Annotated in this window: 24 protein-coding genes and 2 pseudogenes; 10 read left to right on the top strand and 16 right to left on the bottom strand. The window is 72.7% G+C overall.

Annotated elements, in window-relative coordinates; translation table 11 throughout:
- Window positions 1-77 precede the first annotated feature (77 nt).
- Both QC385_RS02560 and QC385_RS02555 read right to left on the bottom strand, forming a co-directional pair.
- Window positions 78-600: pseudogene (locus QC385_RS02560) on the bottom strand (cupin domain-containing protein).
- 7 nt (window positions 601-607) lie between these two features.
- Window positions 608-1,022: pseudogene (locus QC385_RS02555) on the bottom strand (cytochrome P450); the annotation flags it as partial.
- Window positions 1,023-1,136: 114 nt separating this feature from the next.
- Between QC385_RS02555 and QC385_RS02550 the strand changes: the two are divergent.
- On the top strand, window positions 1,137-1,805 hold the full coding sequence (locus QC385_RS02550) for a transcriptional regulator (RefSeq protein ID WP_279539583.1): 669 nt from the start codon (window positions 1,137-1,139) through the stop codon (window positions 1,803-1,805).
- A 75-nt stretch (window positions 1,806-1,880) separates the two neighbouring features.
- On the opposite strand, the gene QC385_RS02545 is transcribed toward QC385_RS02550, so the two are convergent.
- The 5 genes from QC385_RS02545 to QC385_RS02525 form a co-directional block, all read right to left on the bottom strand.
- Window positions 1,881-2,117 carry a DUF6213 family protein gene (locus QC385_RS02545; RefSeq protein ID WP_279539582.1) on the bottom strand — a complete coding sequence of 79 codons (237 nt, stop codon included), beginning with the start codon at window positions 2,115-2,117 and terminating at the stop codon, window positions 1,881-1,883.
- A gap of 25 nt (window positions 2,118-2,142) precedes the next feature.
- A complete protein-coding gene (locus QC385_RS02540) occupies window positions 2,143-3,528 on the bottom strand; it encodes an NADP-dependent succinic semialdehyde dehydrogenase (RefSeq protein ID WP_279539581.1) in 1,386 nt (461 codons plus the stop codon).
- 76 nt (window positions 3,529-3,604) lie between these two features.
- On the bottom strand, window positions 3,605-4,063 hold the full coding sequence (locus QC385_RS02535) for an NUDIX domain-containing protein (protein ID WP_279539580.1): 459 nt from the start codon (window positions 4,061-4,063) through the stop codon (window positions 3,605-3,607).
- Window positions 4,060-5,598: an ATP-dependent DNA ligase gene (locus QC385_RS02530; RefSeq protein WP_279539579.1), complete on the bottom strand. Its 1,539-nt coding sequence runs from the start codon at window positions 5,596-5,598 to the stop codon at window positions 4,060-4,062. The genes QC385_RS02535 and QC385_RS02530 overlap by 4 nt, the downstream gene beginning before the upstream one ends.
- 85 nt (window positions 5,599-5,683) lie before the next feature.
- Window positions 5,684-6,613: an NAD(P)/FAD-dependent oxidoreductase gene (locus tag QC385_RS02525; RefSeq protein WP_279539578.1), complete on the bottom strand. Its 930-nt coding sequence runs from the start codon at window positions 6,611-6,613 to the stop codon at window positions 5,684-5,686.
- A gap of 79 nt (window positions 6,614-6,692) precedes the next feature.
- Between QC385_RS02525 and QC385_RS02520 the strand changes: the two genes are divergently transcribed.
- The 4 genes from QC385_RS02520 (at window position 6,693) to QC385_RS02505 (ending at window position 10,667) form a co-directional block, all read left to right on the top strand.
- A complete protein-coding gene (locus QC385_RS02520; protein WP_279539577.1) occupies window positions 6,693-7,265 on the top strand; it encodes a helix-turn-helix domain-containing protein in 573 nt (190 codons plus the stop codon).
- A 119-nt stretch (window positions 7,266-7,384) separates the two neighbouring features.
- Entirely contained in the window at window positions 7,385-8,350 is a 966-nt protein-coding gene (locus QC385_RS02515; RefSeq protein ID WP_279539576.1) for an NADPH:quinone oxidoreductase family protein, read from the top strand.
- Window positions 8,347-9,588, top strand: coding sequence for an acyl-CoA dehydrogenase family protein (locus QC385_RS02510; protein WP_279539575.1), 1,242 nt, complete (start codon window positions 8,347-8,349; stop codon window positions 9,586-9,588). The genes QC385_RS02515 and QC385_RS02510 overlap by 4 nt, the downstream gene beginning before the upstream one ends.
- The gene (locus tag QC385_RS02505) at window positions 9,585-10,667 is read left to right on the top strand and encodes an acyl-CoA dehydrogenase family protein (RefSeq protein WP_279539574.1); all 1,083 of its coding nucleotides are present in this window, start codon (window positions 9,585-9,587) and stop codon (window positions 10,665-10,667) included. Before QC385_RS02510 ends, QC385_RS02505 begins: the two co-directional genes overlap by 4 nt.
- 275 nt (window positions 10,668-10,942) lie before the next feature.
- Here the strand turns inward: QC385_RS02505 and QC385_RS02500 are convergent, their stop codons facing one another.
- On the bottom strand, window positions 10,943-11,689 hold the full coding sequence (locus tag QC385_RS02500) for a phosphotransferase family protein (RefSeq protein WP_279539573.1): 747 nt from the start codon (window positions 11,687-11,689) through the stop codon (window positions 10,943-10,945).
- 146 nt (window positions 11,690-11,835) lie between these two features.
- Between QC385_RS02500 and QC385_RS02495 the strand changes: the two genes are divergently transcribed.
- The 3 genes from QC385_RS02495 to QC385_RS02485 all read left to right on the top strand — a co-directional run bounded on the left by QC385_RS02495 (window position 11,836) and on the right by QC385_RS02485 (window position 13,853).
- Window positions 11,836-12,504, top strand: coding sequence for an NUDIX hydrolase (locus tag QC385_RS02495; RefSeq protein WP_279539572.1), 669 nt, complete (start codon window positions 11,836-11,838; stop codon window positions 12,502-12,504).
- A 120-nt stretch (window positions 12,505-12,624) separates the two neighbouring features.
- Complete coding sequence (locus QC385_RS02490) at window positions 12,625-13,488, top strand: phosphatidylinositol-specific phospholipase C/glycerophosphodiester phosphodiesterase family protein (RefSeq protein WP_279539571.1); 864 nt, start codon at window positions 12,625-12,627, stop codon at window positions 13,486-13,488.
- A 170-nt stretch (window positions 13,489-13,658) separates the two neighbouring features.
- Window positions 13,659-13,853: a hypothetical protein gene (locus QC385_RS02485; protein ID WP_086599191.1), complete on the top strand. Its 195-nt coding sequence runs from the start codon at window positions 13,659-13,661 to the stop codon at window positions 13,851-13,853.
- Window positions 13,854-13,855: 2 nt separating this feature from the next.
- Here the strand turns inward: QC385_RS02485 and QC385_RS02480 are convergent, their stop codons facing one another.
- The 6 genes from QC385_RS02480 to xylB all read right to left on the bottom strand — a co-directional run bounded on the left by QC385_RS02480 (window position 13,856) and on the right by xylB (window position 20,424).
- Window positions 13,856-15,094 carry a phosphodiester glycosidase family protein gene (locus QC385_RS02480; protein WP_279539570.1) on the bottom strand — a complete coding sequence of 413 codons (1,239 nt, stop codon included), beginning with the start codon at window positions 15,092-15,094 and terminating at the stop codon, window positions 13,856-13,858.
- Between the two features lie 128 nt (window positions 15,095-15,222).
- Complete coding sequence (locus tag QC385_RS02475) at window positions 15,223-16,395, bottom strand: bifunctional class I SAM-dependent methyltransferase/NUDIX hydrolase (RefSeq protein ID WP_279539569.1); 1,173 nt, start codon at window positions 16,393-16,395, stop codon at window positions 15,223-15,225.
- A gap of 3 nt (window positions 16,396-16,398) precedes the next feature.
- Window positions 16,399-16,794, bottom strand: coding sequence for a luciferase domain-containing protein (locus tag QC385_RS02470; protein ID WP_279539568.1), 396 nt, complete (start codon window positions 16,792-16,794; stop codon window positions 16,399-16,401).
- Between the two features lie 108 nt (window positions 16,795-16,902).
- Complete coding sequence (locus QC385_RS02465) at window positions 16,903-17,505, bottom strand: N-acetylmuramoyl-L-alanine amidase (protein WP_279539567.1); 603 nt, start codon at window positions 17,503-17,505, stop codon at window positions 16,903-16,905.
- A 249-nt stretch (window positions 17,506-17,754) separates the two neighbouring features.
- Window positions 17,755-18,963: an ROK family transcriptional regulator gene (locus QC385_RS02460; protein WP_279539566.1), complete on the bottom strand. Its 1,209-nt coding sequence runs from the start codon at window positions 18,961-18,963 to the stop codon at window positions 17,755-17,757.
- 15 nt (window positions 18,964-18,978) lie between these two features.
- Window positions 18,979-20,424 carry a xylulokinase gene (gene xylB / locus QC385_RS02455; RefSeq protein WP_279539565.1) on the bottom strand — a complete coding sequence of 482 codons (1,446 nt, stop codon included), beginning with the start codon at window positions 20,422-20,424 and terminating at the stop codon, window positions 18,979-18,981.
- 116 nt (window positions 20,425-20,540) lie between these two features.
- On the opposite strand from xylB, the gene xylA reads away from it, so the two are divergent.
- Together xylA and QC385_RS02445 are read left to right on the top strand one after the other, a co-directional pair.
- Entirely contained in the window at window positions 20,541-21,707 is a 1,167-nt protein-coding gene (gene xylA / locus QC385_RS02450; RefSeq protein WP_279539564.1) for a xylose isomerase, read from the top strand.
- A gap of 226 nt (window positions 21,708-21,933) precedes the next feature.
- On the top strand, window positions 21,934-22,284 hold the full coding sequence (locus tag QC385_RS02445; RefSeq protein WP_279539563.1) for a hypothetical protein: 351 nt from the start codon (window positions 21,934-21,936) through the stop codon (window positions 22,282-22,284).
- On the opposite strand, the gene QC385_RS02440 is transcribed toward QC385_RS02445, so the two are convergent.
- Window positions 22,273-23,556 (bottom strand): SWIM zinc finger family protein, encoded by a 1,284-nt coding sequence (locus tag QC385_RS02440; RefSeq protein ID WP_279539562.1) that lies wholly within the window; start codon window positions 23,554-23,556, stop codon window positions 22,273-22,275. The two genes, QC385_RS02445 and QC385_RS02440, sit on opposite strands and share 12 nt — an antisense overlap.
- Window positions 23,553-26,372: a DEAD/DEAH box helicase gene (locus QC385_RS02435; protein ID WP_279539561.1), complete on the bottom strand. Its 2,820-nt coding sequence runs from the start codon at window positions 26,370-26,372 to the stop codon at window positions 23,553-23,555. Before QC385_RS02435 ends, QC385_RS02440 begins: the two co-directional genes overlap by 4 nt.
- Window positions 26,373-26,491: the final 119 nt, after the last annotated feature.

Below are 26,491 nucleotides of genomic sequence, written 5' to 3'. Positions count from 1 at the left end.
AGTCCGCTTTCGCCGCGTCACGGCCGGGCCTCCGTGTCCTCCGGGAGCCCGGCCCGGCCGTGGTGGCCGGACCGGGCTCACCGGTGCCGGAGCGGGGTCAGCTGTTCGATGTCGTAGCGGGCGCGGAGTTCCGCGATGGCCGCGTGGTCCGGAGGGCCGCCGTTGCCGAGGATCTCCAGCAGTTCCTCGAAGTAGCGCTCGTGATCCGGCGGCGGGGTCGCCTGGAAGAACATCTTCGCGGGACCGTCCGTCGGATTGGCGAACGCGTGCGGGCAGCCCGGGGGTACGACGATCACCGTTCCCGGTGTCGCGCGTACCACCCGGCTGCCCGACCCGGACTCCCACTTCTGCCAGTTGTCTGGGGTGCGGACGCGCGGCTCGAAGGCGAGGACGTCCAGCTCGCCTTCGAGCACGTAGAACAACTCCTCGCTGCGCGTGTGCACATGGGCGCCGACGTCGAAGCCCGGGGGGCACGACCACCTCGAAGGTGGAGGCCATGCGGGAGTGCGTGCCGGTCACCTTGAAGGTCACGCGCTGGGCGGGGGCCTCCACGACCCGGCCGTGGCCCGGGGGGACGAGCAGTCCTTCCGTCGCCGTCATCGCCGGCTCACCACGTCACGGGCAGGGCCTCGGGCCGCGGATCAGCGCGCCCTTCCTGAACGGCACCTCCTCGGCGGGGACGGCGAGCCGCAGCCCGGGGACGCCGTCGAGGAGCGCGTCGACCAGGAGTTCGGACTCCAGCCGGGCCAGCATGCCGCCGGGGCAGTAGTGCGGGCCGAAGCCGAAGGACACATGGGGGTTCGGGTTGCGGGAGAAGTGACGTCCTCGCCGGTGCTGCCCTCGCGCAGCCCGATCAGGTCGGAGAAGTAGGCGCCCATCTCCTGCTTCGCCTTCTCGCTGAGCTCGGCGCCGTGCAAGGAGGAAAGGATCAGCTGGGTCCAGGTGTGCATGCCCTGCCGGTCGGCGGCCGGGACGCCCATCAGCTCGCAGATCACCGCGATGGGGAACGGAGTGGCCGCCGCGTTCACGGCGCGCGGGGTGGAGCGGCCCGGTGGGGCGCCGGTCTCGCGCGGGACTACTCCGTATCGGGGACGCCGTGCCAGGCTCGTCCCGACACCCCCACGACGGAGGACGCGATGACGCACCCGGCCCGGGACCTGCTGAGGACGACCACCGCGAGCCTCGCTCCGGACCCACGGTCCAACCCTTTGGTCCCCCGGATCGCCGACGGCACGGCACCTCGCTCCGCTCTCGCCGCGCTCGCCCTGGAGCAGTCCTGGGTGATCCCCGCGGACCGCCGCGCGTTCCTGCACCTGGCGGATCGCTCCGCGACGACCGACCCGGAGGCGGCGGCCTTCTTCAGGACACTCGCGGAGGGCGAGGCGCTGGCCGGTGAGCGGCTGGTGGTCTTCGCACGGACCTGCGGTGTGGACGAGGCGCGGGAGGCGTCGTACGAGCCGTTGCCCGGCTGCCAGGCCTACCCGGCGTATGTCGCCTGGCTGGCCCTCAACGCCTCACCGGCGGACGTCGTCCTGGCCCTGACCGCCAACTTCTCCGCGTGGGGCGGCTATTGCGCGACGATCGCCACCGCGCTGCGCGAGCGTTACGGCTTCACGGACGAGGCGTGCGCCTTCTTCGACTTCTTCGCGGAGCCGTCCGCGGCGCTGGACGGGATGGCGACGGCGGTGGTGCAGGCGGCCCTGAACGCCGGCCGCCTCGACGAGACACGAGCTCACGCATACGGCCGCCTACTTCAGACATACGAGGCGATGTTCTGGTCCACGCTGGGGGATCTGCCCTCTTAGGGGCGCGGGGCTGTGTCGACTTGCGGCTCCGCCACGTGGGCGCGACCAGCCACAATGCACCCGCACACGCCGCAACTACGTCGCACCCCCACTGCTGTGCGCAATGCAAGCCACATCAATACGGTCGGCCAGCTTCGCCAGCTCGATCGTCAACGCAGCGACCGTGTCCTCGTCGAGCCCGGACTCCCCGCTCTCGACAAGCCGCACCCATCGACCCCCCACCGTCCGCAACAGCTTGCTGACATCGGCCGCAGCCACCTGCAAGGTCCCGCGGTCGTCGACGATCAGGGGCAGAGTCACTTCGCGGTTCACAGACGGGATCGTAGCCCCGCAACACTCACGCACCGTGCCAAACGGTCGTGATGTTGCAGAACTCCCGGATTCCGTGCCCGGACAGCTCACGCCCGTACCCGGACCGCTTCACTCCGCCGAACGGGAACGCCGGATGGGAAGCCGTCATCCCGTTGACGTACACACCGCCCGCCTCCAGGTCCCGGACGAACCGGTCCACCTCGGCCTCGTCCCGCGTCCACACGTTCGAACTGAGTCCGAACGGCGAGTCGTTCGCGATCAGCACGGCCTCGTCCAGGTCGGCCGCCCGGTACAGCGTGGCGACCGGGCCGAACGCCTCCTCCCGGTGGATGCGCATCTCCCGGTCGATGCCGGCGAGGATGGTCGGCGTGTAGTACCAGCCCGGCCCGTCGGGCCGTTCGCCACCGCACAGAACCTCCGCGCCGCCGCGCACCGCGTCGTCGACCAGCTCTTCCAGATCGCGCAGTCCCTGCTCGCTGGAGAGCGGCCCGACCTCGGTGTCGTCGGACATGGGGTCGCCGACCTTCAGCGCCTTCATGCCCTCGGCGAAACGCTCGGCGAAGGCGTCGTAGACGTCCGTGTGCACGATGAACCGCTTGGCGGCGATGCAGGACTGCCCGGTGTTCTGCACGCGCGCGGTCACCGCGACCTTCGCGGCCCGGTCGATGTCGGCGGAGGGCATGACGACGAACGGGTCGCTGCCGCCCAGCTCCAGCACCGTCTTCTTGATCATCTCCGCGGCGGTGGAGGCGACCGCGCGGCCTGCGGGCTCGCTGCCGGTGAGGGTGGCCGCCTTGACCCGCTCGTCGCGCAGGATGTCGTCGACCGCGGCGGAGCCGATCAGCAGGGTCTGGAAGCAGCCCTCCGTGAAGCCGGCCCGGTGGAAGAGGTCCTCCAGGTACAGGGCGGTCTGCGGGACGTTCGAGGCGTGCTTGAGCAGGCCCACGTTCCCCGCCATCAGCGCGGGCGCGGCGAAGCGGATCACCTGCCAGAGCGGGAAGTTCCACGGCATGACCGCCAGCACCGGTCCCAGCGGCCGGTAGCGCACCCGCACGCGCGAGGCGCCGGAGTCCTTCACGTCGGTGTCGGAGGGCTCCTCGTCGGCGAGCAGCTCCTCGGCGTGGTCGGCGTACCAGCGCATCGCCTTGGCGCACTTCGCCGCCTCGGCCCGGGCCTGCTGGATCGGCTTGCCCATCTCTGTGGTCATCACGCGGGCGATGTCCTGCTGGTCCTCTTCGAGGAGATCGGCGGCCTTCCTCATCAGCCGGGCGCGCTCGTCGAACGTCGTCGTCCGGTACGTGCGGAACGTGGCCTCCGCGAGCTGGAGCCGGCGCTCGATCTCCTCCTCGCCCATGGCCTCGTACGTCTTGAGCGTCTCGCCGTTCGCCGGGTTCACCGTTGCGATGGGCATGGCTGACCTCCCTCGGTGCGGGCTGTAGTCCGACCTTCCCGCGCGACGGAGGGGACCGCAACGCGGGAGCGTCTCCTCAGGGCGAGTGCTCCGCCAGGCGGTCCAGAAACGCCGCCTGCGCCTTGACGATCACCGCACGGGCCCGGTCGAGCCCGAACCACGCCACCCGGTCCAGCTCGGGGAACTCCTGGAGCTGCCCCGACCTCGGCGGCCACTCCATCCGGAACGTGCCGGGCGAGATCGTCGCCGGGTCGAGGTCCGCCTCGATCGCCCAGACCGTGACGATCTTGCCGCCTGTCTGCCGGACCTCGCCCAGGGCGAGGGCCTCCCCGTCGGGCGGGGGCAGCCCCAGTTCCTCCTCGAACTCGCGTCGGGCCGCTGCCCAGGCGGATTCGTCGGGCTCGTACTCGCCCTTGGGGATGCTCCACGCGCCGGCGTCGCGCCGGGCGAAGAACGGGCCGCCCATGTGGCCGAGCAGCACGTCGAGGCCGTCGTCGGTGTGGTGGAAGAGCAGCAGGCCGGCACTGCGCTTCACGGGCTCACCCCCGGGTGCGCGGCCAGCAGCGTCTCCACCGTGTCGGCGTCCTCGGGGCGCTTGTCCTCCCGGTAGCGGACCACGCGGGCGAAGCGCAGGGTCACGCCGGCCGGGTAGCGGGTGGAGCGCTGGAGGCCGTCGTAGGCGATCTCGACGACGAGTTCCGGGCGTACGGTCACGACGTGGCCGTTGTCGTCGACGGCGAGCTGCCGGAGCCGTTCGGTCTGCCAGGTCAGCATCGCGTCGGTCATGCCCTTGAAGGTCTTGCCGAGCATGGCGAGGCCGCCGTCGGCGGTGCGGGCGCCCAGGTGCAGGTTGGAGAGCTTGCCCGTGCGGCGGCCGTGGCCCCACTCGGCGGCCAGGACGACCAGGTCGAGGGTGTGGACGGGCTTGACCTTGAGCCAGGCCGCGCCGCGCCGGCCCGCGCTGTAGGGGGCGTCGAGCGCCTTGGCGACGACACCCTCGTGGCCGCGTTTCAGGGTCTCGGCGAGGAATTCCTCCGCCGTGTGCAGGTCGTCCGGGCCGGACACCGTCGTGCGGCGCACCCGCATCGGCTCGGGGACCAGCCGGGCCAGCTCGGCGTGCCGCTCGGCGAACGGCAGGTCGAGCAGGTCGTGGCCGTCCACGGACAGCGCGTCGAAGAAGACGGGGGAGACCGGCACCGCGCGGGCCGCCGTCGCCACGTCCGTGCGCGAGCCGACGCGGCCTGCGGTCTCCTGGAAGGAGCGGGGGCGGCCGTCCACGTCGAAGGAGATCACCTCACCGTCGAGGATGAACCGCTCGCCCCGCAACTCCAGCGCGGCGGCCGTCACTTCGGGCAGGCGGTCGGTGATGTCGTCGAGGGTGCGGGTGTAGAGCCGTACCGTCTCGCCGTCCCGGTGCACCTGGACGCGGATGCCGTCCAGCTTCTCCTCGACCGCGCAGGCGCCGAGCTTGTCCAGCGCCTCGGCGACCGAGGAGGCGCTGTGCGCCAGCATCGGCCAGACCGGGCGGCCGACGGTGAGGCGGAAGCGGTCCAGGGCGGCGGGGCCGTCCGCGAGCAGCGCCTCGGCGACCGTCTGGAGGGAGCCGGCGAGCATCACGGCCCGCCGTACGTCCGCCGGGGGCGCCCCGGTCGCCTGGGCCAGTCCCTCGACCGCGACCGCGTCCAGCGCGCCCTGCCGCACCTCCCCGGTGAGCAGCCCGACCAGGAACCGCTGCTCGTCCTCGGTGGCCGCACCCATCAACTCCCCGACCAGCCGGGCCCGTTCCGCCTGGGAGCCGGGGCCGGACACCTTGGCCAGCTCCGACAGCCGGGCGTCCACGTCCCGCACGGTCAGGCCCGGCTCGGCGGCGGGCGCGACCGGGCGGCTCAGCACCTTCCAGCCGACGCCGATCCGGCCCTGCGGCAGCCGTCCGGCCAGGTACGGGATGACGATCGGCACGTCGTCCGCCTCCGCGTCCCGGAAGAGCTCCGCGAGCAGGGCCGTCTTCCGGGACCGCGCCGAGGTGGCGGCGACCTCCTGGGACACTCGGGCCAGCCGGTGCAACAGCATGCAGCCATGGTGCACCGGAGGGGCCGCCTTTACACCCGGACGACCGTGTCCTGAGGGCGGGCCGCGACCGCGGGCGGCGGCACCTCTACTCCTGGGCGGCCGCGTCGAGATCGGTCATCAGCAGATCCCCGACGATCGCGGCCGCCGCCCGGTACCCCCCGCTCGCCGCGTGCACGACCTGCTCGGCGAAGCCGATCGCGTTGCCCGCGGCCCACACGCCCGGGACGGTCGTCAGCCCAGTCGGGTCGACCACCGGGTACGCGCCGAACGGCGTCTCGTGCAGCTCGGCGCCGAGCCGCTCCAGCAGACCGGTCTGCGGGACCGGGCGCGGGGCGACGAACACCACGGAGCGGGCGTGCGTCGTATCGTCGGCGAGCCGGACACCGGTGAGCCGGCCGTCCTCGACCACCAGCCCCGCGACCTCCCCGGGCACCACGTCCACCCCGGCCGCGGCCAGCCGGCGCAGGTCCTGGTCGGACAGCTCCTCCTCGGCGACCGTGTGCAGGAAGAACCGCACGTCCTTCGACCACTGGGACACGATCAGCGCCTGGTGCACGCTCGCCGGGCTCGTCGCCAGCACCCCGAACGGCTGGTCGCGCACCTCCCAGCCGTGGCAGAACGGGCAGTGCAGCACGTCCCGGCCGAACCGCTCGGCGACCCCGGGAACCGCCGGCAGCTCGTCCTTCAGCCCGGTCGCGACCACCAGCCGCCGCGCCCGCACGGTCCGCCCGCCGGCCAGCACCACGGTGAAGTCCTCGCCCTTCTCCACCTCCACCACCCGGTCGCGCACGAGCTCCACGCCGTACCGCGCGATCTCCTCCCGGCCGGCGGCGAGGAACTCGGCGGGCGGCATCCCGTCGCGCGACAGATAGCCCTGCATGTGCGCGGCGGGCGCGTTGCGCGGCTCGCCCGCGTCGACGACCAGCGTGCGGTGCCGCGCCCGGCCCAGCACCAGAGCCGCGGACAGACCCGCCGTACCACCGCCGACGACTACGACTGCGTACCTCTCGGTCATGGTGACCACCTCCACTGCCGAGAGTCGCTCCACCGCCACGGGATTGACAAACCGGTTTGCCGAACCTGCAATACGGTCCATGACTACGGACGAGGTACTCGCGGGCGTCGGCCCCCGGCTGCGGCAGATGCGCAAGGAGCGGGAGGTGACCCTGGCGGCGCTGTCCGAGACCACCGGCATCTCCGTCAGCACCCTGTCGCGGCTGGAGTCCGGTCTGCGCAAACCCAGCCTGGAGCTGCTGCTGCCGATCGCCCGGGCGCACCAGGTGGCCCTGGACGAGCTGGTCGGAACCCCGCCGGCCGGTGACCCGCGGGTGCGGTCGAAGCCGATCGAGATGTTCGGCCGCACCCACTGGCCGCTCACCCGCCAGCCCGGCGGCCTCCAGGCCTACAAGGTGCTGGAACCCCAGCGCAGACAGGAGCCGGACCCGCGCACCCACGAGGGCTACGAGTGGTTGTACGTGCTGTCCGGGAAGCTGCGCCTGGTGCTGGGCGAGCACGATGTGGTGCTGACGGCGGGGGAGGCCGCGGAGTTCGACACCCGGGTGCCGCACTGGTTCGGGTCGACGGGGGAGGGGCCCGTGGAGTTCCTCAGCCTGTTCGGGCCGCAGGGGGAGCGGATGCATGTGCGGGCACGGCCGAAGAAGTCGTGACGTACGCGATGCCCGTTGGCGGGACTCTTCTCCCGGAGACTGTTCCCTGATCGGCAAGCGACCGCTTAGTATGCGAACCGACCCCGGTCAGACGAAGCAGTCCCCCGTGGAGGCCCCGCATGCAGGCATGGCAAGTGCACGAGAACGGCGAGCCGGGTGAGGTGATGCGGCTCGCGGACGTGGAGCCGCCCACCCCCGGCGACGGCCAGGTCCTGCTGAAGGTACGGGCGGCCAACATCAACTTCCCGGACGCCCTGCTGTGCCGGGGCCAGTACCAGGTCAGGCCGCCGCTGCCCTTCACCCCGGGCGTGGAGATCTGCGGCGAGACCGAGGACGGCCGCCGGGTGATCGCCAACCCGGCGCTGCCGTACGGCGGCTTCGCCGAGTACGCCGTCGCGGACTCCGCCGCCCTCCTGCCCGCGCCGGACGCCCTGGACGACGCGGAGGCCGCGGCCCTGCACATCGGCTACCAGACCGGCTGGTTCGGTCTGCACCGCCGGGCCGGTCTGGAGGCCGGCGAGACCCTGCTCGTCCACGCTGCCGCAGGAGGGGTCGGCAGCGCGGCCGTGCAGCTCGGGAAGGCCGCCGGCGCCACCGTCATCGGTGTCGTCGGCGGCTCCGGGAAGGCGGCCGTCGCCCGCGAGCTGGGCTGCGACGTCGTGATCGACCGGCGCTCGGAGGACGTCGTCGCCGCCGTCAAGGAGGCCACCGACGGCCGGGGCGCCGACGTGATCTACGACCCGGTCGGCGGCGAGGCCTACGCGCAGTCCGCCAAGGTCGTCGCCTTCGAGGGGCGCATCGTGGTCGTCGGCTTCGCCAGCGGCACGATCCCCAGCCCGGGGCTGAACCACGCCCTGGTGAAGAACTACTCGATCCTCGGCCTGCACTGGGGCCTGTACAACACCAAGAACCCGAAGCTCGTCCAGCACTGCCACGAGCAGCTCACCGAGCTTGCCGCCCGGGGCGCGATCAAGCCGCTGGTGAGCGAACGCGTTCCGCTCGGCGGGGCCGCTGCCGCCGTGCAGAAGGTCGCGGACGGCCTCACCACGGGCCGGATCGCCGTCGTAGTGGAGGAGGCAGCATGACCAGCGCAGAGCAGCGCGGTGGGACCAGCGTCGAGGAACTGCGCCGTCGCACACAGGACTTGCTGGCCGCCCACCCGCCGGCCTCGACCGACCGCCTGGACTTCCTCCGGGCCCGCTTCGACGCCGGACTGGCCTGGGTGCACTACCCGGAGGGGCTCGGCGGACTCGGCGCCCCCCGTTCCCTCCAGGCCGTCGTGGACGCCGAGCTGGAGGCGGCCGGGGCGCCCGACAACGACCCGCGGCGCATCGGCATCGGCCTCGGGATGGCCGCGCCGACGATCCTCAAGTACGGCACCGAAGAGCAGAAGCAGCGATTCCTCAGGCCCCTCTGGGTGGGCGAGGAGGTCTGGTGCCAGCTGTTCAGCGAGCCGGGGGCCGGGTCCGACCTGGCCGCGCTGCGTACACGAGCGGTGCGGGAGGATGGGGGCACCTCCCGCTCGAGCGAAGCCGGGAGTGGGGGAGGCTGGGTCGTCAACGGGCAGAAGGTGTGGACGTCCAGCGCCCACGTGGCCCGCTGGGCGATCCTCATCGCCCGCACCGACCCGGACGTGCCCAAGCACCGGGGTATCACCTACTTCGTCTGCGACATGACCGACCCCGGTGTCGAGGTGCGGCCGCTGCGGCAGATCACCGGCGAGGCCGAGTTCAACGAGGTGTTCCTCACCGACGTCCGCATCCCGGACTCCCGCCGGCTCGGCGAGGTCGGTGACGGCTGGCGGGTCGCGCAGACCACCCTGAACAACGAGCGCGTCGCCATCGGCGGTATGCGGCTGCCCCGCGAGGGCGGCATGATCGGCCCGGTTTCCAAGACCTGGCGCGAGCGCCCGGAGCTGCGCACCCACGACCTGCACCAGCGCCTGCTGAAGCTCTGGGTCGAGGCCGAGGTCGCCCGGCTCACCGGCGAGCGGCTGCGCCAGCAGCTCGTCGCCGGCCAGCCCGGCCCCGAGGGCGCCGGCATGAAGCTCGCCTTCGCCCGCCTCAACCAGGAGATCAGCGGCCTGGAGGTGGAACTCCTCGGTGAACAGGGCCTGTCGTACGACGACTGGACCATGCGCCGCCCGGAGCTGGTCGACTTCACCGGCCGCGAGGCCGGCTACCGCTACCTGCGCTCCAAGGGCAACAGCATCGAGGGCGGGACCAGCGAGGTCCTGCTGAACATCGTCGCCGAGCGCGTCCTCGGCCTGCCCAGCGAACCGCGCACCGACAAGGACGTCGCCTGGAAGGACCTGGCCCGATGAGCTCACAGCCCGACCTGTTGTACTCGGAGGAGGAAGAGGCGCTGCGCGCCGCCGTCCGTGACCTGCTCGCCGACCACTGCGACGCGCCCGGCGTCATCGCCCGAATCGAGTCGGACGCGCCGCACAACCTGGCGCTGTGGAAGGCCCTCACCGACGGCATGGGCCTGGCGGGCCTGCTGGTGCCGGAGGCGCTGGACGGCCAGGGTGCCACGCACCGGGAAGCCGCCGTGGTGCTGGAGGAGCTGGGGCGTGCGGTCGCGCCCGTCCCGTACCTCACGAGCGCGGTCGTCGCCACCGAGGCGCTGCTGGCCTGCGGGACCGACGACCTGCTCACCGAGCTCGCCTCCGGGACGTCGATCGGTGCCCTCGCGGTCGCCCTCAGCGTCGCACCGGGTGCCGCCTACAAGGTCGTCCAGCACGAGAACGGCCTGCTGCACGGCGAACTGACCGGCATCGCGGACGCGGCCGTCGCCGATGTGCTGCTCGTGCCCGCCGACGACGGCGGCCTGTACGCGGTCGACGCCACCACCGCGACCGTCACACCCCAGGTCTCCCTGGACCTGACCCGGCCGCTCGCGACCGTCACCCTCGACGGGGCGCCGGGCCGCCTGCTGGGCGACGCCGAACCCGCCGTACGCCAGGCCCTGCGTGCCGGGGCCGGGCTGCTCGCCTCCGAACAACTCGGCCTGGCCGACTGGACGCTGACGGAGACGGTCCGCTACCTCAAGGACCGCAAGCAGTTCAACCGGCCCGTCGGCGGCTTCCAGGCGCTCAAGCACCGGCTGGCCCAGCTGTGGCTGGAGGTCGCGAGCCTCCGCGCGGCCGCCCGCAACGCCGCCGACGCCCTGTCGACCGGCCAGGACGTCGACGTGGCCGTCACCGTCGCCCAGGCCTGCGCGGCACCCGTGGCCGTCCACGCCGCCGAGGAGGCACTGCAACTGCACGGCGGCATCGGTATGACGTGGGAACACCCGGTGCATCTGTACCTGAAGCGCGCGAAGGCCGACTCGATCGCCTACGGCACGGCCGGCGCCCACCGGGAGGCACTGGCCGGACTGGTCGACCTCCAGGCCCCCTGACGGACAGGCCTGACGGACAGGCCTGACGGACAGGCCTGACGGACAGGCCTGACGGACAGACCTGACGTACATCGGGCTGACGCCTGGGACTTGTCCGGCCGATCATGTTGCTGGTCAGGGTGCGAGCGTGTCCAAGACGAGCGTGAGCAACGAGATCAGCAGCATGGTCTGCCTGTGGGTCGGGCCGAGGGGAAGAGCAAGGGCGGGCGATCGCCCCAGGGGATGGCCTGCTCGAGGCGTCAGAACGCATTCGCAGCAGTCGGGCCCGCGCAGCCTCACATCCGGGATCTCAGCACGTCGACCTCACAGCCCGGCTCGAAGGGGTCGAAGCCGTGCTCGATCAGCCAGCGAACTGCCAGCAGGCTTCGCAGCGACCACCACGCGTGGATCACGTCGACGTCGATGTCGGTGCCATAGCCGGCGACGACGTCGTCGAGGTGCTCCTCGTGTCCGAGCGTGAAGGTGGCGAGGTCGTACAGGGCATCACCCTGGCCCGCCTCGGACCAGTCGATGATGCCGGTGACCTCGTCGCCGTCGACGAAGACGTGCGCGATCTGCAGGTCGCCGTGTGTGAACGCCGGAGTCCACGGCCGGAGAGCGGCCTCGGCGACCTGGCGGTTGCGGGTGACCAGGTCAGCGGGCAGGACACCGTTCGTCACGAGCAACTCGCACTCGTCGTCGAGTTCCGCTGCCAGCGCGACGATGCCCCGGCCGGCCCGGCCCGGCAGGGGCGGCAGGGGCGCTTCGTGCAGCTTCCGGATGGCGGCGCCCGCCGCGGCCCATGCCGCCGGCGACCCGGTCGACGGCCCACCGAGGCGCCCGAGCGTCGTCCCCGGGAGTGCGGCGATCGCGAGCACGGGCGGCTTGCGCCACAGGACCTCCGGGGTCGGGACCGGCGCGAGGGACATCGCCTCGACCTCGACGTCGACGCGTGCCTGATCGGCGTCCACCTTCAAGAACACGTCCCCGACGCGCAGAGTCGCGCGCTCGGAATGGGCGACGACGACTTTGACCTCATCCATGGGCGACCAGTATCCCGGGGATGATCGCCGACGTCGCCAGGTTTATCGCGTGCGATTACGCGGCTGACGGCGTCCCGCTACCCGGCGGCCTCGTGCACGACACCGACCTCTGACCAGGTCAAGCCCACCACTTTTGTCAGGAGTCCTTGATTGTCAGTGGCCCCTGCCAGCATGCCCAAGTGACCTCAACTGACCACTCGCTCACCAAACCTGACGATCAGCCGCGTGGCCGCCTACTGGCGCTGGTCGGTGCGATCGAACCCTGGGACCATCTGGAGCGCGCTCATCTGGATGCCGCCAGGGAGTGGATCGCCGGCGGAGCCCCGCTCTGCCGAGTGCGCAAGCCGGACGTTCCGCCGATGCACTTGGTGAGCTACTTCGTCGTCCTCGACGACCCGCGGGAGCAGCTGTTGCTCGTCGCGCACCGCAAGGCGGGCCTGTGGCTGCCAGCGGGAGGACACGTCGAGCCGGGCGAGGACCCATGGGCCGCAGTGGTCCGTGAATGCCGCGAGGAACTGGGCATCGAGGCCGTGGCATCGCCGATCACCGGCGAGCAGCCGTTCTTCCTCACCGTCACCGCGACCCAGGGGCAGCACACGCACACCGACGTCTCGCTCTGGTACCTCCTCGATGCGGGCGCCCACACCATCACCTCCTATGACCACAGCGAGTTCAGCGCCATCCGGTGGCTGACCGACGAGCAGGTGCTCGAGGAGCCGGCCGAACTGCTCGACCCTCACATGCATCGCTTCACGCGCAAGTTGCAGCACGCCCGGACCAGAGGGCATCGGAAGGGTCCTTGGCCGGGTGAATGATCACGTCGAAGTGAACGCCCGACGGCACTCCGGCCAACTCCCCGCAAGACCCTGCTTCTTGGCCATGCCCGAACCCCATACTCACAGGGTTCCCGAACGGCACTTCCAGGGAGGCAGAGCATGGACCTCACCACCCGTCGCAGAGCCCTCACCACCCTCGGCGCCGCCCTCGCGGGCTCGGTCGCCCTCCCCGCCGGCCACGCCCTCGCCGGCGAACGGCGGCACGGGCCCCGCCCGTTGTGGCGCGCCCACGCCCACAACGACTACGAGCACCCGCGCCCCCTGCTCGACGCCCTGGACCACCGGTTCGGCAGCGTCGAAGCCGACATCTACCTCGTGGGCGACCAGCTCCTCGTCGCCCACGACCCGGAGGACCTCGATCCGGCCCGCACGCTGGAGTCCCTCTACCTCGACCCGCTCGCCGCGCGCGTGCGGGCCAACCGCGGCCGTGTGTACCGGGGATACCGCGGCTCGCTGCAACTCCTCGTCGACATCAAGACCGAGGGCTCGTCGAGCTACCGCGAACTCGACCGCCACCTCAGGCGCTACCGGCACCTGTTCACGACCTACGCCCACGGCCGTGTCCTCCCCGGCCCGGTCACCGCCGTCATCTCCGGCGACCGCGCGGCCCGCGCCCCCATGGAGTCCCAAACGGTCCGGCGCGCCTTCTACGATGGCCGGCTCGCCGACCTCGGCACCCAGGCGCCGGCCTCCTTCATCCCGCTGATCAGCGACAACTGGACGCTCAACTTCACCTGGCAGGGCGTGGGCGCGTTCCCGGACGCCGAGCGGGAGAAGCTGCGGGGCATCGTCCGGGCCGCGCACAAGCGTGGCCAGAAGGTGCGGTTCTGGGCGACCCCGGACCTGGCCGGGCCCGCCCGGGACGCGCTGTGGGCCGAACTGCTCGCCGCGGACGTCGACTACCTCAACACCGACGACCTCGCCGGACTGGAGGCGTTCCTGGACGCCCGGCGGGCGGCGTAGACCCGTACGACACGTAGAACACCTTCGGTACCTAGGACACCTAGGGCACCTAGGACACGGACACCACACGTTCGGCGGACAGGTCAGCCGCCCGGACGGACCCTCCGCTACGCCACACTTACGGCCGAACGCCGTGAACCGGACATAGCGGCGTGGCGGAGGAGTCGACGATGGCCATTTCCATCTCTGTGGTGCTGCTGCTCGCGATCCTGGCGGTGATCTTCCTGCGCAACGGCGGTCTGAAGGTCTCCCACGCGCTGGTCTGTCTGCTGCTCGGCTTCTATCTGGCCAGCACCAGCGTCGCCCCCACCATCCACAGCGGTCTCACGGCGACGGCGGACATCGTCAGCAGTCTGCGGCCCTGACCTCACGCTCCCGAGAACACGCCGATGCCGTTCGGAACGGCGCGTTCGGCGCCGCCGCTGGGATGGTTGCGCACCGAGACGGCGCTCGCGCCCGCTTTTCGGGCGACCAGCGTCGACGACCCGCCGCCGTCCAGGCTGAAGGCGTCGTCCGAGCCCAGCTTCCGCATGGTGGCGGCCACTTCGGCGATCGTCAGGCCGCTGCGGTAGGCGGCGGCGCCGTCCAGCGCGAGCAGCAGCATGCGCCGCCCGCTGTCGGCGATCCCCACGGCCGTGCGTACGGCCGACGCCGTGTCGTCCAGGCCCGGCAGCGGCCGCCCGCCCGTGAGGACCGGGTAGCCGCCGAGGGCGAGGCGGTACGCGGCGCCGTCCGTGGCCGCCACGAGACGGTGCTCGACCTCGACCGCTTCGCCGGTGGCCAGCTTCCGCAGCTGCTGGGCCCCGGCCTCCCGGCCGACCAGCACGGTCGTCCCCGCGGGGATGGCGCCGCTGCCGGGCGTGTCGGCGGCCGACACGACCTTGCCGTCGCGGACCGTCACCTCGTGCGTGTCCGAACTGCAGGGCGCGGCCCGGTCCGTGTCCGTGCCGCACGTGGCGCGAACGCGGGAGACGCTGCCCCAGTCGGAGGTGAACGCGCCGACCGAGCCCACCGGCAGCGCGTACTGGTTGAGCCCGCCCAGCGGTATCTGCGCCTCCGCCGTACGCACCGTGCCGTCCAGGGCCAGCCGGTCCAGCCGTGCCACTCCGTCGGTGCCGACGCCGAACACGTCCTCGGTGGTCGTGCCGGGCGGCAGCGCGGGGCCGAAACGCTGGCCGTTCGGCACGGCGGCCTTGAGCGTCCGCCCGGCCGCGATCGCCGGACCCACGCTCGCGCCGGTCACCTCGACGCCCGGATGCTGCGCCTCGGTGATGTTGAAGAAGTCGCCGTTGACACCGGCGACGGCCCTCTGGGCGTCGGCCATCCGCGAGACCTGCGCCCGCGAGGCCACCGCTCCGGGATACAGCAGATCGACCCGTACCTGCGGATGGCCCAGGTCCACCTTCAGCACGTGCGCGTGGGCCACCCCCTTGGCCGCCTTGATGTCGAACTCCTCGTACGTGACACCCGGCGCGACCCGGACACCCTTGTGGACGGCGCCGGCCGGTGCCGCCCCCACCAGGGCCGCACCGGCCAGCGCTCCGAACGCCGTGAGAAACGCCAGTACCGCTCTGCCTGCTCCCCGTCGCCTGCGACGACCTGTCACCGTGCCCCCTGATGCCTCGTCAACTGTCCGGATCCTCAGGGGCAGTGCACCAGACCACGAGAGCCGGCAGGGTGGCTGAGCGCCGGCTACGCGGGAACGGCTGAAAAAAACGCACCCCTCTGGGTGCTTCAGCTGTTGCCCGTTCCGGTGTCGTACGGCGTGAAGTGAGCGGGCGCGTGGTCGATCGGCAGGCCCGGCCGCCAGGCGGTGAGGGCCTGGGCGCTGCACACGAACAGCTCCTCCGGCAGCCGGTCCAGGGCGAACCAGCGCCAGCGGCCCACGCTCTCGCCCGGCTGGTCCGAGGGTTCTCCCCGCCAGGCGGTGACCCGGGCGGCCACGGTCACCCGTACGAGACCCCCGGCGTCGTCGAGGAGCGTCCCGAGGAGCCGGACGTCCTCGGGCCGGGCGTCGAGGCCCGTCTCCTCGCCCAGTTCGCGCACGACCGTCTCCCGCAACGACTCCCCGGGCTCCACCGTCCCGCCGGGCAGCTCCCACGTCCCGTGCCGGTGCCGGCCCAGGAGCAGTCCCCGGGGCCCGTGCACGATGGCGCCGACCCCGAGCGCGGCGTGGGCCGACGGCGGCTTGGCGGTGCGCGGCCGGGAGGAGACACGCACGGGCCGGGTCACCCGGAAGAGCCGGTACGACGCGTGGTTGCCGTCCTGCGGTGTGTCGAGGACGTCGACCTGCTCCACGCGCAGCCCGTGCTCGGCGAGCAGGGCCGTCCAGAGCTCCGGGTCGAGCACCCACATCCGGACGGTGACGTCCCCGCCGCCGGCCAGCCGCAGGACCTCCGGCCGGGCGACCACCTCGTCCGACGGCCCGTCACCGTGCGAGTTGGTGTGCAGCACGGTGAAGCAGAGCCTGCCACCCGGCTTCAGCGCCGCCGCCAGGGCGGGCAGCAGCCGGTGCGGGTCGATGTACGGCACCGCGTTGACCGAGTAGATGACGTCGTACGGCTCCGCCGAGCGCAGATGCTCCACCGCGTCGGCCAGGACCAGCCGCAGCCCGGGCAGGGAGCCGTAGCGGGCACGCGCTCGTTCGTACTGCCCGGCCGATGAGTCGACCGCGTCCACCAGTGCGCCGTGAGCACGGACCAGATGGGCGGCGTGCCGGGCCGGACCGCACCCGAGGTCCAGCACTCGCCGGCCCGGCAACTCGCCGAGCACCTCGATCCCCGGCCCCGCGCCCTCGAACCCCCAGTCGATCCGCGCCACCTCGGGCAACACCGTGCCACGCCGCAGGTGGTGTGCTCCGTACGCACGCCAGGCCTCCGCGTTGACGGCCTCCGGTCGCGTCACCAAGGCTCAGCCGCCCGCCACGGCGTCGCGCGGAAGGACCGCGACACGGTGGAAGTTGCACCCGGCCGGCTGTGCCTCCTCGCCGGCGGGCCGGGTCTGGTGGGCCTTGAGGGCGATGCTCACCAGGCTCAGCAGCAGGTCGATGTCCGCCTCGCAGTCGAGGTGGACCGTCGCCCAGCACGATCCGGGAACCAGGTGTATCGCGCTCGAACCGGCGAGGTCGTAGTGGAAGCGCTGGATGGCCTGGCGGGTGAGGTGGAGGTCCACGTCCCGTGCCGAGTGGAAGTGGACGATCTCGTCGCGGACGGAACGGAGCGCCCGTCCGGTACCGCAACTCGCCGGGCCCGCCATCAGGTCGGGCCAGGCCTGCAGACGCTCCAGGGCGCGCTGGGCCAGAGTCATGGTCCCATCGTCGCGTGCTTACCGCGCCGCAACCAGAGGTTGAGCGATTTGTAACCGGGACGTGAGGTGGGGGCAGAGGGGTAAGGGGGGCGGAGAAGTGCGGTGTTCTCAGGCGTACTTGTCGACCAGTCTCATATAGCGCTTCCAGTCCCAGTGGCGGCCCGGATCGGTGTGGTCGCTGCCCGGTACCTCGTGGTGGCCGATGATGTGCGCCCGGTTCCTGGGGATGTCGTACCTCGCGCAGATCGCCGCGGTGAGCCGGGCGGACCGCTCGTACATGGTGTCGGTGAAGTACGTGGGCCGGTTCACCCAGCCCTCGTGCTCGATGCCGATGCTGCGGGTGTTGTAGTCCCAGTTCCCCGCGTGCCACGCGATGTCGGCCTCGCGCACACATTGCGCCACGTGCCCGTCGGACGAGCGCACCACGTAGTGCGCGGACACCTTCGTCCTGGGGTTCCGGAAGACGGACAGGGTGCCGGAGTAGGTCGTCTGCGCGACGTGGATGACCACGTAGTGCAGCGGATGGGCGCGGGGGCGGTTCGACGGCGTGTAGTTGCCACGGCTCGCCGGGTGCCACGCGGCTCCGGGGTGGTCGACTGCCTGGGGACGGGCTGCGGCCCGTGCGTCGGGGAACAGGGCGTACGGGACGGCGGTGAGGGCGGCGCCCACGAGGAGGCCTCGCCTGCTGGGGAAAGGGGTCGTCCGTTCCATGAGTGTGTGCCTTCCGGGCTCGACGGCGGGTGTCACTTGCTCAACTGCTGGGGGCGGCGGCCGTTGTGGTCGCGGCCCGCGTGGATCAAGTTACGGCGCCTACCGGTCGGCCCGAGGGCAGCGAAGATTTCTGGTGGAGGGACGCGGAGATGTGGACAACTCGCCCACCCGGTCGGGTGATTGACGGGCTTCGTGAGGCGGCTCCCGTTGCATGCCGCTCAGGTCCCGTCTGTAGGCCGGGGCTGGTCCTCAGGCCCGCTCGGCAACGGTGGCCGGATCGTCCAGCACCGCCCGCACGACCGAGTGCGCGGCCCCCAGCAGCGGCCCCTGAGGACCCAGTCGGGACACGGACACGGGACAGGCCGGACCAGCCGTCCGGCGCGCCAACTCCTCCCGCAACGACGGCAGCAGCCACGGCGCCAGCCCCGACAGCTCCCCGCCCAGCACCACGCTCTCCGGGTCGAGCAAGTTGACCGCCCCGGTCAGGGCGACTCCGAGGGCGGTGCCCGCGTCGCGCAGGGCACGGCGTACGTCCTCGTCGCCCTCGGCGGCGCGCCCGGCCAGCAGCCCGACCCGGTCCTCGTCCGGCTCCAGTCCGGCCGCGCGCAGCACCGCCTCCTCACCGGCGTACTGCTCCAGGCATCCGCGCCCGCCGCACGCGCACTCCGGCCCGTCCGGCCGGACCGGCACGTGTCCCAACTCGCCCGCGAAGCCACGGGTTCCGCGCAGCAGTCCGCCGTCCACCACGACCGCCGCTCCGATGCCGATCTCCGCCGACACGTGCAGGAAGTCGCGCGGCGTGCCCTCGCCGAGCCAGAGTTCGGCCAGCGCGCCGAAGTTGGCCTCGTTGTCCACGGTCAGTGGGAGGTCCGCCGGCAGCAGGTCGCCGAGGTCCGTGTCGTGCCAGTCGAGGTTCGGGGCGCGTACGACGGTCCGGGCGTCGCGTGCCACCAGACCGGGCACGGCCACGGCCAGACCGGCCGGCCACAGGCCCTCGCTCTCCGCCTCGGCGACGACCCGGTGGATGAGTTCGGTCAGTTCGGCGAGCACGGGCCCGGGGGAGCGGCCGCGGTTCGCGCCCTGGCGTATCGCCCGCGACCGGGTCGTGCCGCGCAGGTCCACGGCACAGACCGCGAGATGGTCGACGCCGACCTCCGCGCCGATCCCCGCCGGGCCGCGTCCGCTCAGCGCGAGCGCGGAGCCGGGGCGGCCCACCCGGCCGGGCCGTTCGGGCCCCAGTTCCTCCAGCAGCCCCGAGCGGATGAGTTCGTCGACGAGCGTCGACACCGCCGCCCGGGTCAGGCCGATCCGGGACGCGACGGCGGCCCGGGACAGCGGTCCCTCGGCACGGACGGCGTGCAGGACCCGGGCGAGGTTGCGGCGGCGCATGCCCTGCTGGGTGTCCGGCAGGGCGCGTCCCGGCCCGGCCGGACGGGCCTCGTGCAGTGGTGCGGTCATGCCTGACGCCAGTCCTCAGTGGGTGTCCGTGGGCCGCTCCAGCAGCGGAGCCGCGTCGGAGAGTACCCCGGCGATCCTGGCGAGCGTCTCCTCGTCCCGCTCGACGGCATCGAGCACCGGTCCGGCCGCGGTGTTCCAACGCCGCGCGACCGCCGCCGGGTCCTCCCCGGTCAGTACCCCGGCCGCCTGCGCGGCGGCGCCGAGGGCCACCAGCTCCTTGGCCTCGGGCACCTGCACGGGACGCCCCGACAGCCGCAGGACGGTCTGCTGCCAGGCCGTGCCCCGGGCGCCACCGCCGATCAGCAGCAGCGGCGCCGAGGGATCCGCGTCCTGGTCCAGGACCAGGTCGAGCGCGCCGAGCAGGGAGTGGACGGCGCCGTCGTAGGCGGCCTGGAGCAGTTGGCCGGCGGTCGTGTCGTGGCGCAGGCCGTGCAGCAGGCCGGAGGCGTTCGGCAGATTCGGGGTGCGTTCGCCGTCCAGGAAGGGCAGCAGCGTCACGGCCGTGCCGGGCTCGACGGCCTCGCGGTCCAGGCCCAGCAGCGTCGCGACGCGGTCCACGGCGAGCGTGCAGTTCAGGGTGCAGGCCAGCGGCAGCCAGTCACCGCGGGCGTCGGCGAAACCGGCCACCGTGCCGCTCGGGTCGGCGGGCCGCCGCTGCGACACCGCGTACACCGTGCCAGAAGTACCGAGGCTCATCACCGGCATGCCCGGACGCAGTCCGAGGCCCAGCGCGGCGGCGGCGTTGTCGCCGGTTCCGGGGGCGACCAGGGTGCCCTTGGAGAACGGCAGGTCGTGGCTGTCGCGCACCGTGCCCGCCACCTCGCCGGGCCGGACCACACGGGGCAGCAGAGCCGGGTCGAGCCCCACGTGCGCCAGGATCTCCTCGTCGTACGCCTCCGTACCGGACGCCCACCAGCCCGTCCCGGAGGCGTCGCCGCGGTCGGTGGTGCCCTGCCCGGTGAGCCGCTCGGTGAGGTAGTCGTGGGGGAGGCGCACGGCCTTCGTGGCGCGGACCGCCTCGGGCTCGTGCTCGGCCAGCCAGGCCCACTTGGTGACCGTGAAGGAGGCGGCGGGGACACTGCCGGTGCGTTCGGCCCAGAACTTGGCGCCGCCCAGTTCCTCGGTCAGCCGGCGCGCCTGCGGCGCCGAGCGCACGTCGTTCCACAGGAGCGCCGGGCGCACCGGCTCACCCCGCCCGTCCAGCGTGACCAGGCCGTGCTGCTGTCCGCCGACCGACACCGCGGCGGCCTCGTGCGCCGCCTCGCCGCACTGGCGCAGGGCCTCACGCAACGCGTCCCACCACTGACGCGGATCGCTCTCGCGCCCGGCCCCCGAGGAGACGGTGTGCGGCGCCTGGCCGGTGGCCACGACCCGGCCGGTGGCCGCGTCGACGACCAGCGCCTTTGTGGACTGGGTGGACGAGTCCACGCCGATGACGAGCGGACCTTCGGCTTCTGACATCGGGTTTCTCCCTCTGCTCTCGTCCCGAGACACCTTGTCTCTTCCCAGGAAGGTGCTCGCATACTAATTTGTAAATCGGCATGACGAAATAGCCTCAGCGAGCAAGGAGCCGCGGCATGAGCTACCAGCCCACCCCCGAGGACAGGTTCACCTTCGGACTGTGGACCGTCGGCTGGCAGGGACGGGATCCCTTCGGCGACGCCACGCGGCGTGCCCTCGACCCGGTCGAGACGGTGCAGCGACTGGCCGAGCTGGGCGCCCACGGCGTGACGTTCCACGACGACGACCTGATCCCGTTCGGCTCGAGCGACACCGAGCGCGAAGCCCACATCAAGCGCTTCCGGCAGGCGCTGGACGCCACGGGCATGAAGGTCCCGATGGCCACCACCAACCTCTTCACGCACCCGGTCTTCAAGGACGGCGCGTTCACCGCCAACGACCGCGACGTGCGCCGCTACGCCCTGCGCAAGACCATCCGCAACATCGACCTCGCCGTCGAGCTCGGCGCCCAGGTGTACGTCGCCTGGGGTGGCCGGGAGGGTGCCGAGTCGGGCGCCGCCAAGGACGTCCGCGCGGCCCTGGACCGGATGAAGGAGGCCTTCGACCTGCTCGGCGAGTACGTCACCTCCCAGGGCTACGACCTGCGCTTCGCGATCGAGCCCAAGCCGAACGAGCCGCGCGGCGACATCCTGCTGCCGACCGTCGGCCACGCCCTGGCGTTCATCGAGCGCCTGGAGCGGCCGGAGCTGTACGGCGTCAATCCCGAGGTCGGGCACGAGCAGATGGCCGGGCTGAACTTCCCGCACGGCATCGCGCAGGCCCTGTGGGCGGACAAGCTGTTCCACATCGACCTCAACGGCCAGTCCGGCATCAAGTACGACCAGGACCTGCGCTTCGGTGCCGGCGACCTGCGGTCCGCGTTCTGGCTGGTCGACCTGCTGGAGTCGGCCGGTTACACCGGCCCGCGGCACTTCGACTTCAAGCCGCCGCGGACCGAGGACCTCGACGGGGTGTGGGCGTCGGCGGCCGGCTGCATGCGCAACTACCTCATCCTCAAGGAGCGCGCCGCCGCCTTCCGTGCCGACCCGGAGGTCCAGGAGGCCCTGCGCGCGGCCCGCCTGGACGAGCTGGCCCAGCCGACCGCCGCGGACGGTCTCCAGGCCCTGCTCGCCGACCGGTCGGCCTTCGAGGCCTTCGACGTCGAGGCGGCCGCCGCCCGCGGCATGGCCTTCGAGCATCTGGACCAGCTGGCGATGGACCACCTGCTGGGGGCGCGCGGCTGAGTGCACGCGCGCGTGCGGGCTCCTTGGCGCGCGCGTTGCGGGGCCCGATCGGCACGCGCGCGTGCGGGTCCGTTGGCCGGTCACGGGGTGCGACCGGCCAACGGACCCGCAATGCTCCTGAATCACGGTCCGCAATGCTCCGGAATCATGCGATCCACGCCATGAGTCCGTATCAACTTCCGTGTACGTCTCCCGTCTTGAGCGGTGAGCGGCGACTGTGGTCGGTATGGCCATGCCGCCCGAACCGCCTCGCCCGCCCGGGCCTCCCCGGCGCCGGAACCCGCTGCTCATCCTGCTCGCCGTGCTCGTGGCCGTCGTGGCCGTGTCCGTCGTGGTGCTGATGGCCAGGGGAAGCGACGACTCGCCGGACCGGGAGCCGCCCGCCGAGAGCGCGAGCAGCACCCCCGCTCCGACGTTCGGCATTCCCACGAAGCTGCCCACCCAGTTGCCCAGCAAGCTGCCGACCCGGCTGCCGTCGGGCTTTCCGAGCCAGTTGCCGAGCGATCTCCCGAGCGATCTGCCGAGCGGCTTCGAGTCGCTCCTGCCGTCCCTGGACGCCAGCGAGCTACTGCCCTGAACCCGGAGCGGCCTCGTCTCCGGCGGCGAGCTCCGCCGACGTCAGTGCCGTCGCAGGATCCTGTGCGGCACCTCCCGCGGGCAGCCAGCGGCCGCGCTCCTTGTGGTACGGCCACCACCGGCCGTCCCGGCCGAGGCGCAGCTGTACCGGTGCGCCGACGACCGTCCAGCGGTTGCTCCGCGCCCGCAGCTCGGGCCGCTCGTCCGCGTCCCAGGCCGACTCCAGGGCGGCACGCGCGCGTGCGAGCGTCTCGCCCTCCACCTTCCACTCCTCGTCGAGCACGGACAACGCGGCCGTACCACCGTGGCGCCAGGCACGGACCGCCGCTGCCAGCCCTTCACGGCCGCGCCCCGACCCGTCGGCGAGGCGGTCCGCCACCTCTCTCCCGGGCTCGCCCGCGGCCAGCCGTACGGCGTCTTGCGAGACGGACAAGTCCGTGCCGGGGACGTGCCCTTCGTCCGCGTCCCGGAGTGACTCCGCGAGCAGGCGGTGGGCCTGTGCGGCGGTGCGGGCGGCCAGGAACTCCAGTGCGGCCGGGTCGATGCCCGGAGCGGGCGGCGTCTCGGTGTCCAGGGACGGCGGCGATCCCGGCTCGGCCGGGAGTCCGGGCAGGGGAGGCAGCGGAGGCAGGATGTCGCCGGCCGCGTACGCCTCGGCCGCGTCCACGCCCGCCTGGACGGAACGCTCCGTGGCGCAGGCGCCGCTGCCCGACTGGAGGTCGTGCAGCAGGGTGGCCTCGTCGCGTCCCCGCATCAGGAGCAGGACGAACGGGTCCTGGTCCAGCAGTCGCGCCACCTGGTAGCAGAGCGCCGCCGTGTGCCCGCAGTGGTCCCAGGCTCCGCAGTCGCACTCCGGCTCCAGATCGCCCAGGCCCGGCAGCAGTTCGACGCCCGCGGCCGCCGCGTCCTCGACCAGGTGCGGAGGCATCTCCCGGTCCAGCAGCGCCGCCACATGACCGGCCCGCTCCACGGTCATGGCCAGGAATCGGTCCCACTGTCCGGGCGAGAGCTCCTCCAGCAGGACGTCGGCCCGGTGTGCCGTGCGGTCGCGGTCCTGGACGACGGCCGTGAGCCGCCCCGGGCGCACCGACACCGTGCCGACCGCTCCCGCGCGCGCGAGCCGGCGGCCCGTCTTGAGCTGCGTCGAGTCCAGCGCCGTGTCCTCCAGCGCCTTCAGCCAGGCCTGGCCCCACCAGGTCTGTGCGAAGCCTCGCCCGCTCGCGGGCGGCAGCGCGGCGAACGTGCGCTCCGTGTCACCGTCGTACCGAGTCATCGCAGGCCCCCTCGCAGTTCGACCAGATCCGCCAGTTCCGCGTCGGTCAGCTCCGTGAGGGCGGCCTCGCCGGAGCCCAGGACCGCGTCCGCCAGCGCCCGCTTGCGGACCAGCAGTTCGGCGATGCGGTCCTCGATGGTTCCCTCGGCGACGATCCGGTGCACCTGCACGGGCCGGGTCTGGCCGATGCGGTACGCGCGGTCGGTCGCCTGGGCCTCGACGGCCGGGTTCCACCAGCGGTCGTAGTGCACGACGTGCTCGGCCCGGGTGAGGTTCAGGCCGGTGCCCGCCGCCTTCAACGACAGCAGGAACACGGGCACTTCGCCGTCCTGGAAGCGCCGCACCATGGCCTCGCGCTCGGCGACGGGCGTCCCGCCGTGCAGGAACTGCGAGGGAGTGCCGCGGGTGGACAGGTGCCGTTCGAGGAGGCGGGCCATCTGCACGTACTGCGTGAAGACGAGCACGCCCGCCTCCTCGGCGAGAATCGTGTCGAGCAGTTCGTCCAGCAGCTCCAGCTTCCCGGAGCGTCCGGCGATCACAGGCCGCTCCTCCTTGAGGTACTGCGCCGGGTGGTTGCAGACCTGCTTGAGGCCGGTCAGCAGCTTCACGATCAGTCCGCGCCGCGCCATGCTGCCGGCGCCGGAGATCTCCGCGAGCGCCTCGCGCACCACGGCCTCGTACAGGCCTGCCTGCTCCTGGGTGAGCGACACCGCGTGATCGGTCTCGGTCTTCGGCGGCAGCTCGGGCGCGATCCCCGCATCCGACTTGCGGCGGCGCAGCAGGAACGGCCGTACGAGCCGGGCCAGCCGGTCCGCGGCGCCCGGATCCTGACCGCCCTCGACGGCCTCCGCGTACCGTCGGCGGAAGGTGCCGAGGCGCCCCAGCAGCCCCGGAGTGGTCCAGTCGAGGATCGCCCACAGCTCCGACAGGTTGTTCTCCACCGGCGTGCCGGTGAGCGCCACACGCGCGCGTGCGCCGATGGAACGCAGTTCCCGCGCGGTCGAGGAGTGCGGGTTCTTCACGTGCTGGGCCTCGTCCGCCACGAGCATGCCCCACGGCACCTCGGCGAGCCGGGGCGCGTCCAGGCGCATCGTGCCGTACGTGGTGAGGACGAACTCCCCGTCGGCCAGGCCGTCGAGGCCGCGCCGCGCGCCGTGGAAACGCCTCACGGGTGTGCCGGGCGCGAACCGCTCGATCTCCCGCTGCCAGTTGCCCATCAGGGACGTCGGGCAGACCACCAGGGTGGGCCCGGCGGACCGGGCGTCGGTCTGCCGGTGCAGATGCAGGGCGATCAGCGTGACCGTCTTGCCGAGCCCCATGTCGTCGGCGAGGCAGCAGCCGAGGCCCAGCGAGGTCATGCCGGCGAGCCAGCTCAGGCCCCGCCGCTGGTAGTCCCGCAGGGTGGCCGCGAGGGCGGCCGGCTGCTCCACGGGCTGCTGTGCCTCGGGGTCCGCGAGCCGCTCCCGCAGGGCCGCCAGCCACCCGGTGGGCCGCACCTCGACCCGGCGGCCGTCCACTTCCGCCCAGCCCGTCAGGGCCGCGCCCAGCGCGTCCACCGGCGTGACCTTGTGGTCCTGCCGGGAGCGGGCCAGGCGGACCTCCTGAGGGTCGATCAGGACCCACTGGTCGCGCAGCCGCACCACAGGGCGCTTGGCCTCGGCGAGCCGGTCCAGCTCCTCGCGGCTCAGCGGCCGGTCGCCCAGCGCGAACGACCAGTCGAAGGCGAGCAGCGCGTCGGCGGACAGGAACGACGGCATGGCGGCGAAGGCCTTGCCGGACTCCTGTTCGTCGTCCGAAGGCCCCACCACCGCGCGCGTGGTGAGCTCGCGGGTCAGCCCCTTCGGCCAGTGCACGTCGACTCCGGCCGCCGCCAGCGCCCCGGCGCCCGTGCCGAGCAGTTCGGTGACCTCCTCGTCGGCGAGCTCGACCGCGTCCGGAACGGTCGCCGACAGCAGAGGTGTGAGAGGGGCCCAGGCGCGGGCCGCGCGGCGCAGGGCGAGCAGGGCGTCCATCCGCGCGCGGGGGCCGAAGGCTTCGTCCCCGGCGCCGGCCCAGACGTCCGCGGCGTCCGCCACGACCGCGGGATCGCTCACGCTGTGCACCTGGAGCACGGCTCGGAACGTCACGTCCGCCTCGTCGGCCGCAGCCTCCGTCAGGCCGTCCGCCGTGTCTGCCAGGCCGTCCGCCTCGATGCGCAGCGACACCCGCACCCCCGCGTCGTGGCCCGCGGCGACGTCGGCGGCCCACGCGCGCTGCTCGGGCAGCCGCACCGGCTCGAGCGAAGCGTAGGCGGGGCCGTCGGTGACCAGCGGCGCGGCGGGGGAGCGGGGCAGGGTGTCGGCGACCGCGTCGATGAAGGCGCACAGGAGCTGCTCCGGGTCGGGCAGCCGCGGCGATCCGGCGTCCGCCAGTGGCACGGCGTGCGCCTCGGGCGGCATGGCGGCGGCGAGGCGGCGTACGGCCTCGACGTCCTGGGCGCGCAGCGGGCCCACGCGCCAGGCGTCGTGGTCGGCGGGGGACAGACCCGGCAGCAGGAGCCCGCGCGCCACGAGGTGCAGGGCGTGCGTGGCCGCCGCGCCCCAGAACACGGTGGACCGGTGCCCCTGCGCGCCGGCACGCGCGCGCAGGAGGACCGGCAGGGCGGTACGCACCGGCACCAGGACGGCGGGCACGCTCCGCGGCCCGACTCCGTCGACGGTGGGTACCACGACGGTCAGGTCTGACGCGGACGCCGACTCCGTCACCGGCGGGGTCTCGCCGTCCGGCCGCCAGAAGGCGACGCTGCCCGTCCGGGCCGGATCGCCGGGCAGGAACACGGTGCGGCAGTGGGCCAGTTCGGAGAAGTCGTAGGAGGGTGCCGGGGGAGTGGGATGCTCGGCTATGGCTGATTCCTCAAATTTGACTAGTGAGTCGGAGTCGCCGAGGGTACAGCACT

Source organism: Streptomyces sp. DH10 (assembly GCF_029813805.1).
Taxonomy (GTDB): Bacteria; Actinomycetota; Actinomycetes; order Streptomycetales; family Streptomycetaceae; genus Streptomyces; species Streptomyces coeruleofuscus.
Note: the sequence above shows the minus strand (reverse complement) of the source record. Positions and strands in the feature narration are given on the sequence as shown.

What these genes read in the sequence shown, in the direction of transcription:
- QC385_RS02550 (WP_279539583.1), top strand. Translation starts at nt 1,137, where the DNA reads ATGACGCACCCGGCCCGGGACCTGCTGAGGACGACCACCGCGAGCCTC.
- QC385_RS02485 (WP_086599191.1), top strand. Translation starts at nt 13,659, where the DNA reads ATGGCCATTTCCATCTCTGTGGTGCTGCTGCTCGCGATCCTGGCGGTG.
- QC385_RS02500 (WP_279539573.1), bottom strand. Translation starts at nt 11,689, where the DNA reads ATGGATGAGGTCAAAGTCGTCGTCGCCCATTCCGAGCGCGCGACTCTG.
- QC385_RS02465 (WP_279539567.1), bottom strand. Translation starts at nt 17,505, where the DNA reads ATGGAACGGACGACCCCTTTCCCCAGCAGGCGAGGCCTCCTCGTGGGC.
- QC385_RS02540 (WP_279539581.1), bottom strand. Translation starts at nt 3,528, where the DNA reads ATGCCCATCGCAACGGTGAACCCGGCGAACGGCGAGACGCTCAAGACG.
- QC385_RS02440 (WP_279539562.1), bottom strand. Translation starts at nt 23,556, where the DNA reads ATGACTCGGTACGACGGTGACACGGAGCGCACGTTCGCCGCGCTGCCG.
- QC385_RS02490 (WP_279539571.1), top strand. Translation starts at nt 12,625, where the DNA reads ATGGACCTCACCACCCGTCGCAGAGCCCTCACCACCCTCGGCGCCGCC.
- QC385_RS02470 (WP_279539568.1), bottom strand. Translation starts at nt 16,794, where the DNA reads ATGACTCTGGCCCAGCGCGCCCTGGAGCGTCTGCAGGCCTGGCCCGAC.
- QC385_RS02460 (WP_279539566.1), bottom strand. Translation starts at nt 18,963, where the DNA reads ATGACCGCACCACTGCACGAGGCCCGTCCGGCCGGGCCGGGACGCGCC.
- QC385_RS02505 (WP_279539574.1), top strand. Translation starts at nt 9,585, where the DNA reads ATGAGCTCACAGCCCGACCTGTTGTACTCGGAGGAGGAAGAGGCGCTG.
- QC385_RS02515 (WP_279539576.1), top strand. Translation starts at nt 7,385, where the DNA reads ATGCAGGCATGGCAAGTGCACGAGAACGGCGAGCCGGGTGAGGTGATG.
- QC385_RS02525 (WP_279539578.1), bottom strand. Translation starts at nt 6,613, where the DNA reads ATGACCGAGAGGTACGCAGTCGTAGTCGTCGGCGGTGGTACGGCGGGT.
- QC385_RS02520 (WP_279539577.1), top strand. Translation starts at nt 6,693, where the DNA reads ATGACTACGGACGAGGTACTCGCGGGCGTCGGCCCCCGGCTGCGGCAG.
- QC385_RS02530 (WP_279539579.1), bottom strand. Translation starts at nt 5,598, where the DNA reads ATGCTGTTGCACCGGCTGGCCCGAGTGTCCCAGGAGGTCGCCGCCACC.
- QC385_RS02445 (WP_279539563.1), top strand. Translation starts at nt 21,934, where the DNA reads ATGGCCATGCCGCCCGAACCGCCTCGCCCGCCCGGGCCTCCCCGGCGC.
- xylB (WP_279539565.1), bottom strand. Translation starts at nt 20,424, where the DNA reads ATGTCAGAAGCCGAAGGTCCGCTCGTCATCGGCGTGGACTCGTCCACC.
- QC385_RS02510 (WP_279539575.1), top strand. Translation starts at nt 8,347, where the DNA reads ATGACCAGCGCAGAGCAGCGCGGTGGGACCAGCGTCGAGGAACTGCGC.
- xylA (WP_279539564.1), top strand. Translation starts at nt 20,541, where the DNA reads ATGAGCTACCAGCCCACCCCCGAGGACAGGTTCACCTTCGGACTGTGG.